Below are 15,752 nucleotides of genomic sequence, written 5' to 3'. Positions count from 1 at the left end.
ATTGAAAGACAGGCTATTTTTATTTGGGGAGAGATAATGATGAATGTTTTTTTAAGCTATATTTTGTTGGGATTGTCGCTCGCCGCTCCCATTGGCCCAATCAATGCCGCCCAGATTGACAAGGGCATTAGACACGGATTTATGCACTCATGGCTAATTGGGGTAGGTGCAGTGGTTGCAGATGGAGTGTATATGCTGGTCGTTTATCTCGGGGTTGTCCATTTTCTTGAAACCTCGTTCATGAAAACCTTTCTTTGGTCATTTGGGTGCTTTGTTCTTCTTTATACTGGGATTGAGACACTCCGTTCTTCAGATGAATTGAATTTCGGGGATAACAGAAAGAAAGAACCGTTAATTAAATCCTTTATATCAGGTTTTTTTATGTCTATTTCCAATCCATTAACGATACTATTTTGGCTCGGTATTTATGGGTCTGTTTTAGCGAAAACTGCTGCAAGCTATGAAACGAGTGAATTGATTTTATATAGCTGTGCCATTTTTATTGGTTTATTACTATGGGATCTCACCATGGCTTGTATATCCAGTAACTTTCGGAAGTATTTAACCTCAAATCTTCTGACAGGTATTTCACTGTTATCAGGCCTTTCGCTAATAGGATTTGGAATCTACTTTGGCATTCAAGCATATCAGGCATTATTTGGATAAAAAATGCCAACGATAATGATCGATGGCAGAAAGACTCTTATGCTGTTGGCCATGGACTATATACCTTTTTCTTCTTCATCTTCCATTTGAAACGCATAAAGAAGGTGATTATCCCAATGGTTCCAACAAATATTATGCTGATAAAAAATCCAGGTCTGCTTGTAGCGTGAAATAAGGTACCACTAACAGCGATCAAAATAAATAATATCCCAATCAAATATTTTATTTTGCCCTTAGCTGTTACCTCCAATAATCGAATGGAGGAGGCTAGAATGAATATCCAATTATACAGAAGCATCAGACTAGCAGCGGTGGTTACATATTCATATATCTTACCTGGCATCAATAACGCCGATAGGATAGATAGTGAGATGCCTGCCAATGTGATAAGAAGAGTGGGCCAAGGAACTGATAATTTCCCTTTCTTTGAGAATATTGCTGGAGCATCCCCTTCTTCAGAAAGGGTTACTAAAATGCTGGTAACACCAAATAACGATGCCACCATTGTTGAGAAACCTGCAATAATTAATGCTGCATTGAAGATATGTGGAATAAAGGCTAAGTTATAATTATCTAAGGCAATGACAAAGGAACTTTCCTTTGAATTAAAGGCCCCGCTAGAAACCATGATAACCGCGAGTCCAATCGAAACTAAATAAATAACTGTTAGAGTAAATAGCATGACTTTACCTGCTTTGGGAGCCTCTTTTGGATCTTTTAATTTAGACGCCATCAAACCTAAGATTTCAATACCGCCGAATGCATAAAAGGCAAAAATGACTGAGGACCACAATCCCATTATTCCGTGCGGAAAAATATCTTTTGTGTTTCTTGGATACTGTAGTGGCTTATCACCGTCAATGACACCAAAAATAGCTAATAATGCAATGATAATAAACATAAGAATGGCGGCGATTTTTAAAATGGCAAGGATATTTTCAACTTTGTTTAGTATACCCACACCTATCATGATAACGACCATACCCAGAATCGAGTACCCCGTTGCAAATACCCAAAGCGGCAAGTTTGGAAACCAAAATCGTGAAAATATCGATAGGGCTGTCATTTGGCTGCCCATAATTAATACTTCTGAACACCAGTATACCCAGCCGCTGCTAAATCCTGCCCATCTTCCGAATGCCTGTTTCGCATAGGTCCGGAACCCGCCTTGCTGCGGATCCTGGACGGTCATTTTTGCTAGTCCGTCAAATACTATGTAAGTACCCATCGCAGCAATGATAAAGGCGATTAAGATAGATGGACCAGTCATCTTAATTGCTATACTTGAACCGAGAAAGAACCCCGTTCCAATTGTACAGCCGACTCCAAATAAGGAAAGCTGCCACCACTTCATATCGCTTTTTTCACTACTCGATTTGCTCATACTTTTTCTTCTCCTTATCTCCAAAAATCGTACATGACTCGTTCAAAAAGGTTGAGGAATCTTCCCTCAACCTTTTTCCTGCATTCAGGAATCATTTAAGTTTTTCGTTCCTTCCGGTGGCACCAACTGATATATCGGTGTCCTCCTGATTGTTATATTCTGCATCATTTATACCAGGAGCCTGTTTTCTGTCAGAGCCAAGATATTTACCTTGATGTGCCTGTTGGATTTTATTAAATTTATCAAAGTTTTGATTGACCACGCTTATCTCCTCATTTCTTCAGCCTATATATGTTAAGATACACCCTCCTGTAAAACTTATTCAGCAGATTATAGAAGGACGATTTAGGATTTTGATGGAATCAAAAAAATCATACATAATCATCGCCTAAAACAATGAAAATATAGTGTACGATACAAAGTTGTCATTATAAATGGGCAATATAGTAATGATTAAATAACAAGCCTTGAAAGGGGTTTAGTATGCTAACAACAGAGCAGCTAGCGGGTTTACGCTTGAACTTATTAAAGGAAAAAGAGGAGCTAACGGAGCGTTTAGATCAAAATGATCATTATGGATTAGAACTTGGTCATTTTCATGAATCTATGGGTGAATTATCAAGTTATGATAACCATCCTGCCGATGAAGGTACTGAGTTATATGAGCGTGAGAAAGATATTGCACTCAATGAACACTCAGAGAATCAGTTAGAGAATATAAATAAGGCTTTATATGCAATGGAAAATGGGACATACGGAAAATGTGAGGTCTGTGGAAAAGATATTTCTTATGAACGATTAGAAGCCATACCTAATACGACTTTTTGTAAGGAACACAGTCCCGATCAATTCGTTTCCCATGACCGCCCTATCGAGGAAAAGATATTGAAACCGGATTTTGGAAAGTTTGATATGGATGAAAAGGATGAAACGGTCGCCTTTGATGCAGAGGATTCCTGGCAAACGGTCGCCCAATGGGGAACATCTGATACACCGTCAGATTTAGCTTTTTCAGAAGATAACTATCAGGACATCTATCCAGAGTCGGATGAAAATATTGGCTATGTTGAAGACTTTGAGAACTTTGTGGGCAATGACATGTACAGGAACGAGATAACCGTGTACCCGAATGCGCAGCATGAGCAGTATGAAGATGCACTTGATGAGGAAGGAATTATGACAAGCTTTGGTGATTTGCCAGCATATGAGCATGACCCATATGTAGATGATAACGAAAAGTAAAAAGAAAAACAGCTTTCCATAAGAAAGCTGTTTTCTCTACAAATTACTCTTCATCATAGCCCTTTCGGGGAATAGGAATATCCTTTCCGTCTACATCATCAATGACAGCGCCAATTTCACCCTCCATGTACGAATCCATTGCTTGCTCGTGTGAAGTCGCTATACCCGAAGACACGGTATTATTTCTTTTATAATCACTTGGATGAAAGAAGCTTCCTGCCACTTCGGTGTTATTTTTAGGGTTTCTTTTCATAAAAACACTCCTTTTTGTAAAATTAATTGGTACAAGCGTATTTTCTTCTTTTACTCCATGATTTACTCCATTAAAGGGGTTTTGGTAAAAATAAATCAATTCAGGAGGAAAAAATAATGAATAAAAAAAATCAATTTCCATCACGTGAGGAACTAGACCAAGCTTTTCACTTTCTGCATGATGCAATCAACAGAATAGCCGTAGAAGAAGAACGAGAGGAAATGGCAATGAACGATAATGTGGGACTAGAGGAATAAGAAACATTTGAGGTGACATAGAGATGAGAGAATCCTTGGCAAAAAAAATCGCCTGGATAAGTGTAATAAGTAATATCATCCTTACATTCGGAAAACTTTTCATTGGCTGGTATGGAAATAGTGATGCTGTATTTGCGGATGGAATTCACTCAGCCGCAGATGTATTTGCATCGGTCATCGTATTACTGGTCATAAAAATTGCTAATAAACCTGCAGATGAGGAACATCCATATGGACATGGTAAAGCTGAGGTAATCGTTTCAGGTATTGTCGGAATCCTGCTGTTACTGGTATCAATCTATGTTGTTTTTGAAGGGATTAGCGGTTTCTTTCATGAAATCGCAACGCCAAGCCTATTAGCTATGTGGGTAGCATTAGTCTCTTTTATTGCAAAAATTATTCTATACAGATCCTCTTTGAAAGTTGCCAAACAGCATAATAGCAAGGCAATTGAGGCGATTGCCTTCGATCACAAAGCTGATATTGTGGCGTCGATTGCAGCTGCAATTGGGGTGTTATTATCTGTTGCAGGAGAGCGACTGGGAATTACCTTCTTGCTCTATGGTGATAAGGTAGCAAGTATTTTTGTAGCGTACTTAATTTATAAAATTGCTAAAGAGATGTTAACTGAAGCTTTCGACATTCTATTGGAACGAAGTATAGGTACGGAAATATTACAGGAATACATAACTGTTGTATCAGAGTTTGCAGAGGTAAAGCGAATTGACCGGATTCGAGCACGAGAACATGGACACTATATTTTAGTCGATTTGCGAATATCTATCGATCATTTCAAGACAATTAAAGAGGGACATGACCTTGCAAAGACAATTAAGGGTAAGTTGATGGATAAATATGACAATATCAACGAGGTGTTAATACACTTAAACCCTTATTTTCCGGAGTGAAAATCTTGTTTGTACTTTTGGCTAATTGGGTTTATGATAAGGGAGAATTGAATTAACGGTGGAGGAGTTGATATTTTGAGTTATTCCATAGACCCAGACCCTAGCAGGCCACGGGAAGTCAATTTATCTTTGAATTGGATTCTTCAAGAATATCAACTCTATAGAAGGTAGTTGGCTTCCTCAATCAAGGACATGAGGAGGTTTTACTATGTTAGAGATTTATAAAAGCTCGGAAACAAGAGTATTAGAACAGGTCGATAAGATATCAAAAGGCTGCTGGGTCCATATGTATGCACCAACAGAGCAGGAAATTAATCTAGTAGCAAATGAAGCACATGTCTATGTTGATTTTATCAAAGACGCCCTTGATGATGAAGAGCATCCAAGGATTGAACGAGAAGATAATCAAGTTTATATTATCGTGGATTATCCATATATTGCCCATGATGAGGCTGGTTTTCCAGTCTACGAGACAATTCCGATTGGGATTGTTCTAACCGATGATTGTATTATTACCGTTTCATTAAAGGATACTCCTATATTGGAAGTTTTTAAGAATAATAAGGTAAAAGACTTCTTCACGTTTAAAAAGAACCGTTTTGCCTTGCAGTTGCTAGCTATTATTACAGCCCATTATCTTCGTTATTTAAAACAAATAAATAAAAAAACCAATGAAATTGAACGGGGACTTCACAAGTCGATGAAGAACAAAGAAATATACGCGCTCCTAGGACTTGAAAAAAGTCTAGTTTATTTCATGACTTCATTAAAATCAAATAAAGTGGTATTGGATAAAATTCTGCGCTTCAACTATATAAAAATGTATGAAGAAGACAAGGATTTATTAGAGGATGTTATGATTGAAAAAATTCAGGCGATTGAGATGGCTCAGACGTACAGTTCGATTCTTAGCGGGATGATGGATGCTTTTGCTTCGATTATTTCAAATAACGTCAATATTGTTATGAAATTTTTAACGTCATTTACGATTATCCTCTCTTTCCCAACGATTGTTTTTAGCTTTTATGGTATGAATGTCGATTTACCATTCCAAAGAAGCCCAGATGCCTTTTTATACTCACTGATCATTGCCGGAGGCTTATCTACATTAACGGCATTGATTTTTTGGAAAAAGAAATACTTTTAAACGACTAAAAAATCCGTTCTCAACCGAGAATGGATTTTTTTTATTTCACTTTAGAAAAGTATTTTTTATCAGAATACAAAAAATTTCCCAACCTGTTTAGTGCAATTGTAACTTTATTTTACTGAAAATTCTAAATAGAATAACAGGACAGGCAAAGTCCTAGAGTTAAAATTGGAGGGGAGTTTCCAAATGAAAAAAGGGAAGGTAATAGGGGCGACGGTACTAAGCTTTGTAATGGGTGTTTCAATGTTTGCAACAGAAGCTTTTGGGCAACAGATAAAAGAACAGGATACTTATCGGGTGTTGATTCAAGGTCCAAACGCAGAGAAGGACCAAGCAAAGGAAAGTGTTGGTGTTCGTTGGGACTTCGGTGCCAAAGGATTTACAACCACGTTAAATGAACGGCAGTACCAAGCTCTACTAAAAAATAAAAACCTGACGATTGAAAAGGTTTCAGAAGTTCAACTTGGGGTAAAGCCAGAGGTAGCAGCTAAACCTGGGCCAGGCTCGCAAGGATCTGGCCCGAGTGACCAAACACCATGGGGGATAGAAGCGATTTATAATGATTCCTCCATTTCTGTTCCTTCTGGCGGCAGTGGGATTAAGGTTGCCGTGCTAGATACAGGTGTAAATGTTAATCACGCTGATTTAACTGGAAATATTGAGCAATGCAAAGATTTTACGCAACAGAAATCTCCATTAATTAATGGCAGCTGTTCGGATGGGAATGGACATGGTACCCATGTTTCTGGAACGGTTTTAGCGAACGGTGGAAGTGGTAATGGAATTTACGGTGTAGCCCCAGAAGCAGATCTTTGGTCATATAAAGTATTAAACAACCGTGGTTCTGGTTACTCAGACGATATTGCCTCTGCGATTCGAACAGCGGCTGATGAAGCGACTAGAACCAGTTCGCGTGTAATTATATCAATGTCACTCGGGTCTAGCGCGAAGGACTCACTTATTTCAAGTGCAGTTGATTATGCGTATAACAAAGGTGTTCTTGTTATAGCAGCAGCAGGTAATGACGGTCCTAGTAGTAATACAATTGGATATCCAGGTGCGCTCGTAAATGCAGTTGCTGTAGCTGCTTTAGAAGATGTTCAGCAAAATGGCACATATCGCGTAGCTGATTTCTCTTCCCGAGGAAATCCAGCAACAGATGAAGATTATTTGATTCAAGAACGTGATATAGAGGTCTCAGCACCAGGTAGAGCAATTGAATCAACTTGGCACGACGGTTCGTATAACACGATTAGTGGAACATCTATGGCAACACCGCATGTTTCAGGGCTAGCTGCGAAGATTTGGGCAGCAAATCCATCATTATCAAGTGTTCAGCTTCGTACGGAGCTTCAAAATCGTGCAAAGCTTTACGATATAAAAGGTGGTACAGGAGCAGCTTTAGGGGATGATTATGCCTCTGGGTTTGGGTTTCCGAGAGTAAAATAGCTAGAACAAAGCCATCTGTCATTATTCCAGATGGCTTTTAGCTTGTCTCTTGTAAGAGAAATGAAAACCTTTTTTAATATTCTGAACAAAAGAGTGGTAGAGGGGGACTGGTTGTTATAAAATAATGGAAAAAGGAAAGGGCTTCTAGGTGGTCATATGGAATTCGGATCCTTAATTAAATACCATAGAACTCAAAAAGGGATAACACAAAAAGAGCTTGCTGCTGGAATATGCTCTATCCCTCATTTAAGTAAAATTGAAAATAACTCAAAAGAAGCAAACGAAGAAACGCTTTCTTTGTTATTAAGTAGGCTATCCATAAACTATGAAGAGGTGGAAGAAAAGGAAGGGCAAATTATTAGCTTGATTAGGGATTTTGAGGAAAAAATTAATTTCTTCTTAAGGGAAGAAGCGGATGAAATTTACCATAAATTGAAAGAGATTGAACACATTATTCCGTACTCTAAAAGTATATATCTTTACGAGTTATATAAATTTCACTATCTCTTATTTAAAGGTTTATTATCAGAGGCAGAGGCTCAAAAGGATTTGCTAGCTAAGCAAAGGAAAAATTTTTCCCAACATGAAGAGTATTTATTTCTTTACTATCATGCGGTATCCTTAATAATGAAAGGTCAGTTTAAAAAGGCTGATGAAATTCTTGATTCACTGGGCAGTGAAAAGAATGAAATCATTAGCGGTGATTTTATTTATCACCGTGCGCTGGTTAAGAGTTCACTCGAACAATCAGGACATGCCATTCATTTTGGGAAGATCGCCCTTCAAATTTTTATGAATGAGCACAACTTTATACGCATCCTACATGTACTCATGTTACTTAGCATTAATTATACCCACTCGAAAATATATGAAGAGGCGCTTGATTGCTTTCGACATTTGATTCGAAATGCAGAATTGCTTAAGGAAGAAAAGTTACTACCGCAAATTTATCATAATATGGGTTACTTGCAAGATAAAATGGAAAATCCGAAAGAAGCATTAGTCTACTACGAGAAAAGCTTGGCAATTCAGACACCATCTTACCATCACTACCTTGTTACCTTATATGCCATTGGTAAAATCCACTATATGCTTCAATCCACTGATAATGCCAAGGAGTGCTTCCAAACTTTAAGAGCTTTGGCAAAACAATTAGGCAATAAGAAATATAGATTATTAGCAGATTTTTATCTTTTACATATGGATTCATTGGAAAAGTCGATAGTATATCTAGAATTAAAGATCATCCCTTATTTCAATGAGATAAATGAACACAATGAAGACCTGGTTGAGTTCTACAAAATGCTTTCGGATTATTACAATCAAAATGAAATGTATCCAAAAGCATTTAAATACTTAAATAAAATACTTTGAGGGGGTAAAATTTATGAAAAAATTATCTATGCTACTCATTTCTGTGTCTCTCGTTTTCCTATTATCTGTTTCAACCAATACAAGTGGGGGAAATTCTGCTTCGCAGTTACAACTGACTTCTACTGATATTCAAGCTAGTCATCCTATACAGCCGCCAGTTTATTAGAAAACCTGACATTGTCAGGTTTTTTTAATTTTGTGGACTAATTGATGTTTATCATTATAAATATGAAATGCTTTAAAAGGATACACTAATAGCATCTACTTACAAGGAGGATAATAATGAAATCATTTGTTGTGGGTTTTCATCAAGAGGATAATGTCGATAGCATGCAAATTCAAAAGCTTAGCCAAGAGGATTTTGAAAAAGCGACCGAAGGGGGAACTAGGCATCTTTTTGAATTAGACACGAATATTGGCTTTTTTGTCTTTTTCGATGCTGAGGATGCGGATGGTGATATTTCCTACATGGTCCTTCAATATGAGGACACTAGTGATGAGGATGGCCATGAGGACCCAATTGGTTGCTACAGCTTCCAATTGAAGGATTTTTATGAGTTTACCGCACTATACTTACAGGACCTTGACTATAGTGAGGAAGAAAATGAAGAAGAGGAAGAATTCGGACCGATTCACCATCTAGCCCATCTTCTGTTACATATCGTTGAAGAAGGCAAAGATTTAGATGTATAAAAATGGGACTCTACATGAGTCCCATTTTGGCTAAATTATTTTAAAACGTCATGGTCAACGTAGCGCTCGCCATTCAATTCACTAATAACATTGATTGCTACTCTTGCACCGTCACCGGCAGTAACAATTGTATGTACACTTACACCAGCAATGGTACCTGCTGCCCAAATGCCACCGATATTTGTTTTTCCATTACTATCGACATCAAGAATGGTTTTTACTCTTGGCTCTGTTCCAGGCTTTGTTGTTAAGCCAGCTGCTTCAGCAACATCGGCAAAGAATCCAGTTGCAACGATTACGTGCTTTGCTTCGTATTCACCATTGTCAGACTCGACTTTAAAACCGCCATCGACTTTGCTAATATTTGTTACAGTAGCTTGGACAATTTCTGCACCAAATTTACTTACTTGCTGCTTGCCGATTTCGACAAGGTCAGGTCCAGAGATTTCCATTACACCATAATGATTTTCAACCCATGCGCGTTTTGTGACGGTTTTGTCATTATCAATCACTATCGTTTTCTTTCCCGCTTTAGCTGTGAATAAAGCTGCACTTGCACCAGCTGGTCCAGCACCAATAATTAGTACATCAAACATTTAAATACCTCCTAAAAATGTTTATCTATCTTAATATAACTTAACTTAATCAATAGAAAATGTAAAACAACCTGCTTACACAAACCTTCCTAGATGTTCACAGTATATCCAAATGAATTTTAAAATAACTAAACAATATGATTTACTAATTTTATATTTTCATGTAGAATAACGAAGTAAAACCTTATAGGAATAGTTGGAATTACGTTTTAAAAAAATCTACTATTTTATAGGTGCAGAAAAACATACTAGGAGGAATACCAGTGGGTCGTAAAAATATAAATATTCTTATCGCCGTGTTGATAAGCATGTTTCTTGTGCTAGCAGGCTGTACGTCGAATGAGAAGGATAATGCAAACAAAAGCAATGAAGAAACAGCTAAACCAGATACGTTTATTTATGGAATTGATGGTGATCCAGGAAATGCTGTCAACGTAATTACTACAGGTGACCGTTACGGTTTAATGGAAATAAAAGCATTATATTCTCCATTGTATATGTATAACGGAAAAGATAATGTTGAATTCTTCCTAGCAGAAAGCATGACAGCATCAGAAGATTTCTTAACCTACACAGCTAAATTAAGAAAAGATGTTAAGTGGCATGATGGAGAAGCGTTTACGGCGGATGACGTTGTATTCACATATGAACAGATGTTAAAAGAAGAAAACGGTGGATGGGCAAGAAGCCAGCTTATTTTTAATGATCAACCTGTTAAGGTTGAAAAAGTGGATGACTATACCGTTAAATTCACACTTCCAGAAGTAAGTATGGGTGCATTTGAAGGCTTAGGAAATATCTTCATTATGCCTAAACATATTTACGAAGGTGAAACAAATATTGCAAACAGCCCTAAAAATGCTACACCTGTTGGTACTGGACCATATAAATTTAAAGAGTATAAAGCAGGTGAAAGTGTTACCTTTGAAAAGAACGAAGCTTATTTCTTAGGTGCACCAAAAATTGATAAAGTAGTTTACCGCATTATTATGGATGCTAATTCGGCTACAATGGCCTTACAAAAAGGCGAGATTAATGCGTTTGCAATTCAGCCTTCTGATGCAAGCAAATTCAAAGATAGCAAGAATGTTACCCTAATGCCTTATGATGAAGGAAGAGTCGGGTACTTAGGATTTAACTTAAGTTCGCCAGCCGTACAATCAAAAGAAGTTCGTCAAGCTGTTGCTTATAGTTTGAATCGTGATGAAATCAATACCGCTAGTTATGTTTCTAGCGACTTTTACGATAATGCGTATTCAATCTTACCAAGTAAAGCAACCTATTATACTGACAATGTAGAAAAATTCAAATTAGACAATGATAAATCAAAAGAACTATTAGCAAGTGCAGGAGTATCTGATTTAAAATTGAAACTTGGTTTTACTGCTAATAATCCAGCGCAACAAAAGCAAGCAGCAGTTATTCAACAAAACTTGCAAGCTGCTGGTATTAGTGTAGAACTGGTTGGAATGGATGCCACAGCATTGTTCCAAAAAATGGAGAGCGAACACACTGACTTTGATATGTATCTTAGCGGATACATCATGGGAATTGACCCTGATACTTTTAATTCATTATTCGTAACAGATAGTCCTTCCAACTTCATGCATTATAGTAATCCAAAAGTAGATGAATTATTTAACCAAGGCCGTGTAGAGAAAGATGATGCCAAGCGTCAAGCAATCTATGAAGAAATTCAGCAAATCGTTATCGAAGATGCTGCTTTCTATCCGCTTGTAACCAACAAACGAATCCTTGCGATTGATTCTAGAATCAGCGGGATTGAAGAAGCAGGTCTAGTTCCGGTTTATACTTTTGAAGATATGTCAAAACTTTCATATTAATAAAATTGAAGAATAGTAAATAAAGATAAACAGCTTACTGTTTATCTTTATTTTTTCTTATAAAAATTTCCGCAGGGTATTTCCGATCCTTTAGGGGCGGGTAATTAAGGAGTGGGATATTTCTTGTTAAAGTATATTTTTAAAAGAGTTATGCAGGCGATCCCAATGCTCATCATCATTTCAATTATTTGTTTTGGACTCATTCAACTAGCTCCATATGATGCAGTGGATGCAATGACCACTCCGAATATGAGTGAGAAAACAGTTGAACTAATCAAAGCTAGATACGGGTTAGATCAGCCGGCATATATGCAGTATTTTTACTGGATAAAAGGAATTTTGAGTGGTGAATGGGGTTACTCAATCGTTACGCACGAGAGTATTTCAAAGGATCTGTCTGTAAGAATTCCAAACACCATTATTCTCGTTTTGCCTGCCTATATTCTCGCATTAGTTTTGTCAATCATTCTTGGACTTGTCGCAGGTGCTAGAAAAGGCAAACTAGCAGATAAAATTATTGATGGATTAAGTTCCTTAGGAATAGCCATTCCAAGCTTTTGGATGGCGATGGTGCTCCTCTTTATTTTTGGGTATCAGCTCAATATTTTTCCAATCCTCGGCATGCACACAATTGGAAAGGAAGGTTCATTTTCTGATCTTTTAAGCCATTTGGTTCTGCCTACTACCGTTTTAACGTTATCGTTCATGCCGGAGCTTGTCCGTTACGTTCGGTCATCTACGATTGGGCAGCTTTCTGAAGACTATGTAATGGTACAAAAAGCGTATGGTGCAAGTTCTGTTAGCATTTTATTTAACCATGTCCTTCGCAATGTCCTACTCCCGGTAATCACGATTGTAGGGATGAGCCTCCCGATGTTAGTCACTGGAGCAGTTGTTACAGAAACGGTTTTTGGATGGCCGGGAATTGGTACTTATTTTATAAAGGCTATTCAGGGCTTTGATTACCCAATTATTATGGCTATTATGCTACTTTCTTCTAGTCTCGTAATTATTGGAAATTTGGCTTCAGATATTTTATACAGCATTATCGATCCGAGAATTAAGGGAATGGGGGAATAAAAATTGGCAGGAGAGAAAAATAGGAAAATTGATAAGCTTAAAGCAGAGCTAAAACGGAATAAGACTGCTGCTTGTGCATTAATTTTCCTGGTTATCATTATCTTACTATCAATCTTTGCTTTTTTATCGCCATTTCCTCCTAACAAGGTAGATGTAATGAATGTTTTACAACAACCAAATGGCCAGCATTTATTTGGAACAGATGAACTTGGCCGTGATTATCTGACAAGAGCTTTATATGGTGGCAGGGTTTCATTAACGGTTGGTATTCTAGCGATGTTGATTTCCACCAGCATTGGGGTATTGGTGGGAACCATAAGTGGTTATTTTGGCGGGCGAATTGATAACTTTCTGATGCGAACGGTTGATATTATTTCTTCTATTCCATGGATGATTTTAGTAACTGTGGTCAGTATTTATCTTACTCCAGGGTTAGAAGCGATTATTATTGTAATTGGTCTTTTTACTTGGATGAGTACGGCTAGAATGGTCCGTGCGGAGACGCTTTCAATCAAAGAAAGAGAATATGTTCTTTATGCAAAATCCTCAGGACAATCAATTAAAAAAATTATCTGGAAGCATATCATTCCAGCTGTATTCCCTACTTTTATCGTTGCATCAACAGTAAGTATCGCTAATGCTATTTTAATGGAGTCAGCATTAAGCTTTCTTGGTCTCGGAATTCAGCAACCATTATCATCATGGGGAAGTATGCTCCAAAGTGCCCAAGGTCATTTAGGCGATGCCCCCTATATGGCTATATTACCAGGACTTCTTATTGTATTAACTGTCTATTCTTTTAATAAACTAGGCGATGTCCTAAGGGCAGTAGTGGAACCGAAAACTAGCGGTAAATAGAGAGGAGGGAGAGTGTTATGGATAGCAACTTAGAAGCAAAAAGTAATTTACTTGAAGTAAAGAACCTTCGTACTGCTTTTTATGATGGGGAATCCAGGATGGAAGCGGTCCGGGGAATCGACTTTAGCGTTCAAAAGGGAGAAATTCTTGGAATTGTTGGTGAATCAGGAAGCGGTAAAAGTGTAATGGTTAAATCAATCCTTGGGATTATCCCCTCCAATGCTGTCGTTGATGTAGGTGAAATTATTTTGGACGGAAAACATCTTGAAACGTTATCGAAGAAAGAAAAAGCTGCAATTAGAGGTAGAGATATTGCAATGATTTTCCAAGATCCAATGACAGCTCTAAATCCTTTGAAAAAAGCCGGCGAACATCTTATTGAGTTATTAGTAAGAGTTAGAGGGATGAAAAAGAAAGAAGCCAAACATGAGGCAGTTGAGTTGCTTAGAATGGTAGGAATTCCATCTCCAGAAACAAGAGTAAACCAATTCCCACATGAATTTAGCGGTGGGATGAGACAAAGAGTTCTAATCGCAATGGCACTTGCTTGTAATCCCAAACTATTAATTGCTGATGAACCAACGACGGCTCTTGATGTGACCATTCAAGCGCAAATTCTTGAATTGTTAAAGAAGTTGCAAATTGAAAATGATATGTCAGTCGTTTTGATTACCCATGATTTAGGTGTGGTAGCGACCATTTGCAGTAGAATCTTGGTGATGTACGCGGGAATGGTGATGGAAGAGGGGATGGCACATGAAATCTTTTATTCTCCCAAACATCCCTACACAAAGGCATTACTAAACTCAATCCCAAGAGTGGATGGAGAAAAAACGAGATTAAAGCCAATAAGAGGAACAGCTCCTTCGCTTAAAGATGTGACGAAAGGATGCCCATTTGCTGAACGCTGTGAATTTGCGTTTAATAAATGCTTCACTGACAAACCAGAGTATAAAAGCTTTTCATCCACTCAAAAATCTAGGTGCTTTTTAGCAGGGGAAGGGGATGAATGAGCATGATGGAGACAAGACAGAAACTTATCGAAGTTAAAAATTTAAAAAAATACTTCCCTTTAAAAACTTCCCTGTTTAAAAAGGGCAAACAAGTCGTAAAAGCAGTTGATAATGTGTCATTTCATATTTATAAGGGAGAAACCTTTGGACTAGTTGGTGAGTCTGGGTGTGGTAAATCGACATTAGGCCGGACACTAAATCGCTTGTATGACCCAACAGCAGGTGAAATTCGTTTTGATGGTAACGATATCGCCACATTAAATAATAAAGGGCTCCAGCCGTATCGAAAAAGAATGCAAATGATTTTTCAGGATCCTTACTCTTCTTTAAATCCATTTATGACGGTTGAGGAAATTATCGATGAGCCACTGGAAATTCACACAAGTTTATCAAAAAGTGAAAGAAAGAAGGTCATCGTTGATATCCTTGGAAAGGTGGGTTTAAAGAAAGAAGACATGGGGAGATTGCCACACGAATTTAGTGGAGGTCAACGGCAAAGAATTGGAATTGCTCGGGCACTTTCCACTAATCCGGATTTTATTATTTGTGATGAGGCAATTTCTGCACTCGATGTTTCGATACAGGCACAAGTGATAAATTTGTTAGAAGACCTTCAAAAGGAGCTAAACCTCACATATTTATTTGTCGCTCATGATTTATCAATGGTACGCCATATATCTGATAGGATTGGTGTTATGTATCTTGGCAAAATAGTTGAGGTTTCCACAAGTGATGAGTTATACGATAAACCGTTACACCCATATACTCAAGCTTTGTTATCGGCAATTCCAATTCCAGATCCAATCAAGGCTCAAAATAGTAACCGTGAGATTATTACAGGTGAACTTCCAAGTCCTATTGAGATGGAAAAAGGCTGTCGATTTAGATCTCGCTGTCCTTTTGCCAAACCAATCTGTGGTGAAATAGACCCTCAATTAAAACGTGTAGATGGTGAGCATTATGTGGCCTGCCACTTATATTAATT

General features: G+C 37.7%; 18 protein-coding genes. 14 read left to right on the top strand and 4 right to left on the bottom strand.

Features of this window, described 5'->3' with window-relative positions; translation table 11 throughout:
* Window positions 1-39: 39 nt before the first annotated feature.
* Window positions 40-666, top strand: coding sequence for a LysE family transporter (locus tag NSS81_RS07100; protein WP_342433956.1), 627 nt, complete (start codon window positions 40-42; stop codon window positions 664-666).
* A gap of 37 nt (window positions 667-703) precedes the next feature.
* Here NSS81_RS07100 and NSS81_RS07095 read toward each other — a convergent pair whose 3' ends face one another.
* Both NSS81_RS07095 and NSS81_RS07090 read right to left on the bottom strand, forming a co-directional pair.
* Complete coding sequence (locus NSS81_RS07095; protein WP_342432812.1) at window positions 704-2,050, bottom strand: amino acid permease; 1,347 nt, start codon at window positions 2,048-2,050, stop codon at window positions 704-706.
* A gap of 91 nt (window positions 2,051-2,141) precedes the next feature.
* Window positions 2,142-2,312, bottom strand: coding sequence for a hypothetical protein (locus NSS81_RS07090; protein WP_342432811.1), 171 nt, complete (start codon window positions 2,310-2,312; stop codon window positions 2,142-2,144).
* 221 nt (window positions 2,313-2,533) lie between these two features.
* Here NSS81_RS07090 and NSS81_RS07085 point away from each other — a divergent pair, with 221 nt between their 5' ends.
* Entirely contained in the window at window positions 2,534-3,292 is a 759-nt protein-coding gene (locus NSS81_RS07085) for a TraR/DksA C4-type zinc finger protein (protein ID WP_342432810.1), read from the top strand.
* Between the two features lie 43 nt (window positions 3,293-3,335).
* Here NSS81_RS07085 and NSS81_RS07080 read toward each other — a convergent pair whose 3' ends face one another.
* Entirely contained in the window at window positions 3,336-3,545 is a 210-nt protein-coding gene (locus NSS81_RS07080) for a YozQ family protein (RefSeq protein WP_342432809.1), read from the bottom strand.
* Window positions 3,546-3,661: 116 nt separating this feature from the next.
* Between NSS81_RS07080 and NSS81_RS07075 the strand changes: the two genes are divergently transcribed.
* From NSS81_RS07075 to NSS81_RS07045, 7 genes are all read left to right on the top strand, one after another.
* Window positions 3,662-3,802, top strand: coding sequence for a hypothetical protein (locus NSS81_RS07075; protein ID WP_342432808.1), 141 nt, complete (start codon window positions 3,662-3,664; stop codon window positions 3,800-3,802).
* Window positions 3,803-3,825: 23 nt separating this feature from the next.
* On the top strand, window positions 3,826-4,710 hold the full coding sequence (locus NSS81_RS07070; protein WP_342432807.1) for a cation diffusion facilitator family transporter: 885 nt from the start codon (window positions 3,826-3,828) through the stop codon (window positions 4,708-4,710).
* 208 nt (window positions 4,711-4,918) lie between these two features.
* Window positions 4,919-5,857 (top strand): magnesium transporter CorA family protein, encoded by a 939-nt coding sequence (locus tag NSS81_RS07065; RefSeq protein ID WP_342432806.1) that lies wholly within the window; start codon window positions 4,919-4,921, stop codon window positions 5,855-5,857.
* Between the two features lie 189 nt (window positions 5,858-6,046).
* Complete coding sequence (locus NSS81_RS07060) at window positions 6,047-7,309, top strand: S8 family serine peptidase (protein ID WP_342432805.1); 1,263 nt, start codon at window positions 6,047-6,049, stop codon at window positions 7,307-7,309.
* 156 nt (window positions 7,310-7,465) lie between these two features.
* Window positions 7,466-8,683, top strand: a complete 1,218-nt coding sequence (locus NSS81_RS07055; protein WP_342432804.1) for a tetratricopeptide repeat protein — start codon at window positions 7,466-7,468, stop codon at window positions 8,681-8,683.
* A 13-nt stretch (window positions 8,684-8,696) separates the two neighbouring features.
* Entirely contained in the window at window positions 8,697-8,849 is a 153-nt protein-coding gene (locus tag NSS81_RS07050) for a hypothetical protein (protein WP_342432803.1), read from the top strand.
* Window positions 8,850-8,965: 116 nt separating this feature from the next.
* Entirely contained in the window at window positions 8,966-9,376 is a 411-nt protein-coding gene (locus NSS81_RS07045) for a cytosolic protein (RefSeq protein WP_342432802.1), read from the top strand.
* Between the two features lie 35 nt (window positions 9,377-9,411).
* Here the strand turns inward: NSS81_RS07045 and NSS81_RS07040 are convergent, their stop codons facing one another.
* Window positions 9,412-9,972 carry an FAD-dependent oxidoreductase gene (locus NSS81_RS07040; protein WP_342432801.1) on the bottom strand — a complete coding sequence of 187 codons (561 nt, stop codon included), beginning with the start codon at window positions 9,970-9,972 and terminating at the stop codon, window positions 9,412-9,414.
* Between the two features lie 263 nt (window positions 9,973-10,235).
* On the opposite strand from NSS81_RS07040, the gene NSS81_RS07035 reads away from it, so the two are divergent.
* The 5 genes from NSS81_RS07035 (at window position 10,236) to NSS81_RS07015 (ending at window position 15,750) form a co-directional block, all read left to right on the top strand.
* The gene (locus tag NSS81_RS07035; RefSeq protein ID WP_342432800.1) at window positions 10,236-11,816 is read left to right on the top strand and encodes an ABC transporter substrate-binding protein; all 1,581 of its coding nucleotides are present in this window, start codon (window positions 10,236-10,238) and stop codon (window positions 11,814-11,816) included.
* Window positions 11,817-11,939: 123 nt separating this feature from the next.
* Window positions 11,940-12,896, top strand: coding sequence for an ABC transporter permease (locus NSS81_RS07030; protein WP_342432799.1), 957 nt, complete (start codon window positions 11,940-11,942; stop codon window positions 12,894-12,896).
* A gap of 3 nt (window positions 12,897-12,899) precedes the next feature.
* Entirely contained in the window at window positions 12,900-13,754 is an 855-nt protein-coding gene (locus NSS81_RS07025; RefSeq protein ID WP_342432798.1) for an ABC transporter permease, read from the top strand.
* Between the two features lie 17 nt (window positions 13,755-13,771).
* Window positions 13,772-14,767, top strand: coding sequence for an ABC transporter ATP-binding protein (locus tag NSS81_RS07020; RefSeq protein ID WP_342432797.1), 996 nt, complete (start codon window positions 13,772-13,774; stop codon window positions 14,765-14,767).
* Between the two features lie 5 nt (window positions 14,768-14,772).
* On the top strand, window positions 14,773-15,750 hold the full coding sequence (locus tag NSS81_RS07015; protein WP_342433955.1) for an oligopeptide/dipeptide ABC transporter ATP-binding protein: 978 nt from the start codon (window positions 14,773-14,775) through the stop codon (window positions 15,748-15,750).
* The last annotated feature ends 2 nt before the right edge of the window (window positions 15,751-15,752 follow it).

It is taken from the genome of Neobacillus sp. FSL H8-0543 (assembly GCF_038592905.1).
Taxonomy (GTDB): domain Bacteria; phylum Bacillota; class Bacilli; order Bacillales; family Cytobacillaceae; genus Neobacillus.
This window is presented reverse-complemented; position numbering and strand designations above follow the sequence as displayed.

Coding starts and splice junctions, on each gene's coding strand:
- NSS81_RS07100 (WP_342433956.1), top strand. CDS start 40: ATGAATGTTTTTTTAAGCTATATTTTGTTGGGATTGTCGCTCGCCGCT.
- NSS81_RS07020 (WP_342432797.1), top strand. CDS start 13,772: ATGGATAGCAACTTAGAAGCAAAAAGTAATTTACTTGAAGTAAAGAAC.
- NSS81_RS07085 (WP_342432810.1), top strand. CDS start 2,534: ATGCTAACAACAGAGCAGCTAGCGGGTTTACGCTTGAACTTATTAAAG.
- NSS81_RS07095 (WP_342432812.1), bottom strand. CDS start 2,050: ATGAGCAAATCGAGTAGTGAAAAAAGCGATATGAAGTGGTGGCAGCTT.
- NSS81_RS07080 (WP_342432809.1), bottom strand. CDS start 3,545: ATGAAAAGAAACCCTAAAAATAACACCGAAGTGGCAGGAAGCTTCTTT.
- NSS81_RS07045 (WP_342432802.1), top strand. CDS start 8,966: ATGAAATCATTTGTTGTGGGTTTTCATCAAGAGGATAATGTCGATAGC.
- NSS81_RS07075 (WP_342432808.1), top strand. CDS start 3,662: ATGAATAAAAAAAATCAATTTCCATCACGTGAGGAACTAGACCAAGCT.
- NSS81_RS07070 (WP_342432807.1), top strand. CDS start 3,826: ATGAGAGAATCCTTGGCAAAAAAAATCGCCTGGATAAGTGTAATAAGT.
- NSS81_RS07040 (WP_342432801.1), bottom strand. CDS start 9,972: ATGTTTGATGTACTAATTATTGGTGCTGGACCAGCTGGTGCAAGTGCA.
- NSS81_RS07060 (WP_342432805.1), top strand. CDS start 6,047: ATGAAAAAAGGGAAGGTAATAGGGGCGACGGTACTAAGCTTTGTAATG.
- NSS81_RS07065 (WP_342432806.1), top strand. CDS start 4,919: ATGTTAGAGATTTATAAAAGCTCGGAAACAAGAGTATTAGAACAGGTC.
- NSS81_RS07050 (WP_342432803.1), top strand. CDS start 8,697: ATGAAAAAATTATCTATGCTACTCATTTCTGTGTCTCTCGTTTTCCTA.
- NSS81_RS07015 (WP_342433955.1), top strand. CDS start 14,773: ATGGAGACAAGACAGAAACTTATCGAAGTTAAAAATTTAAAAAAATAC.
- NSS81_RS07055 (WP_342432804.1), top strand. CDS start 7,466: ATGGAATTCGGATCCTTAATTAAATACCATAGAACTCAAAAAGGGATA.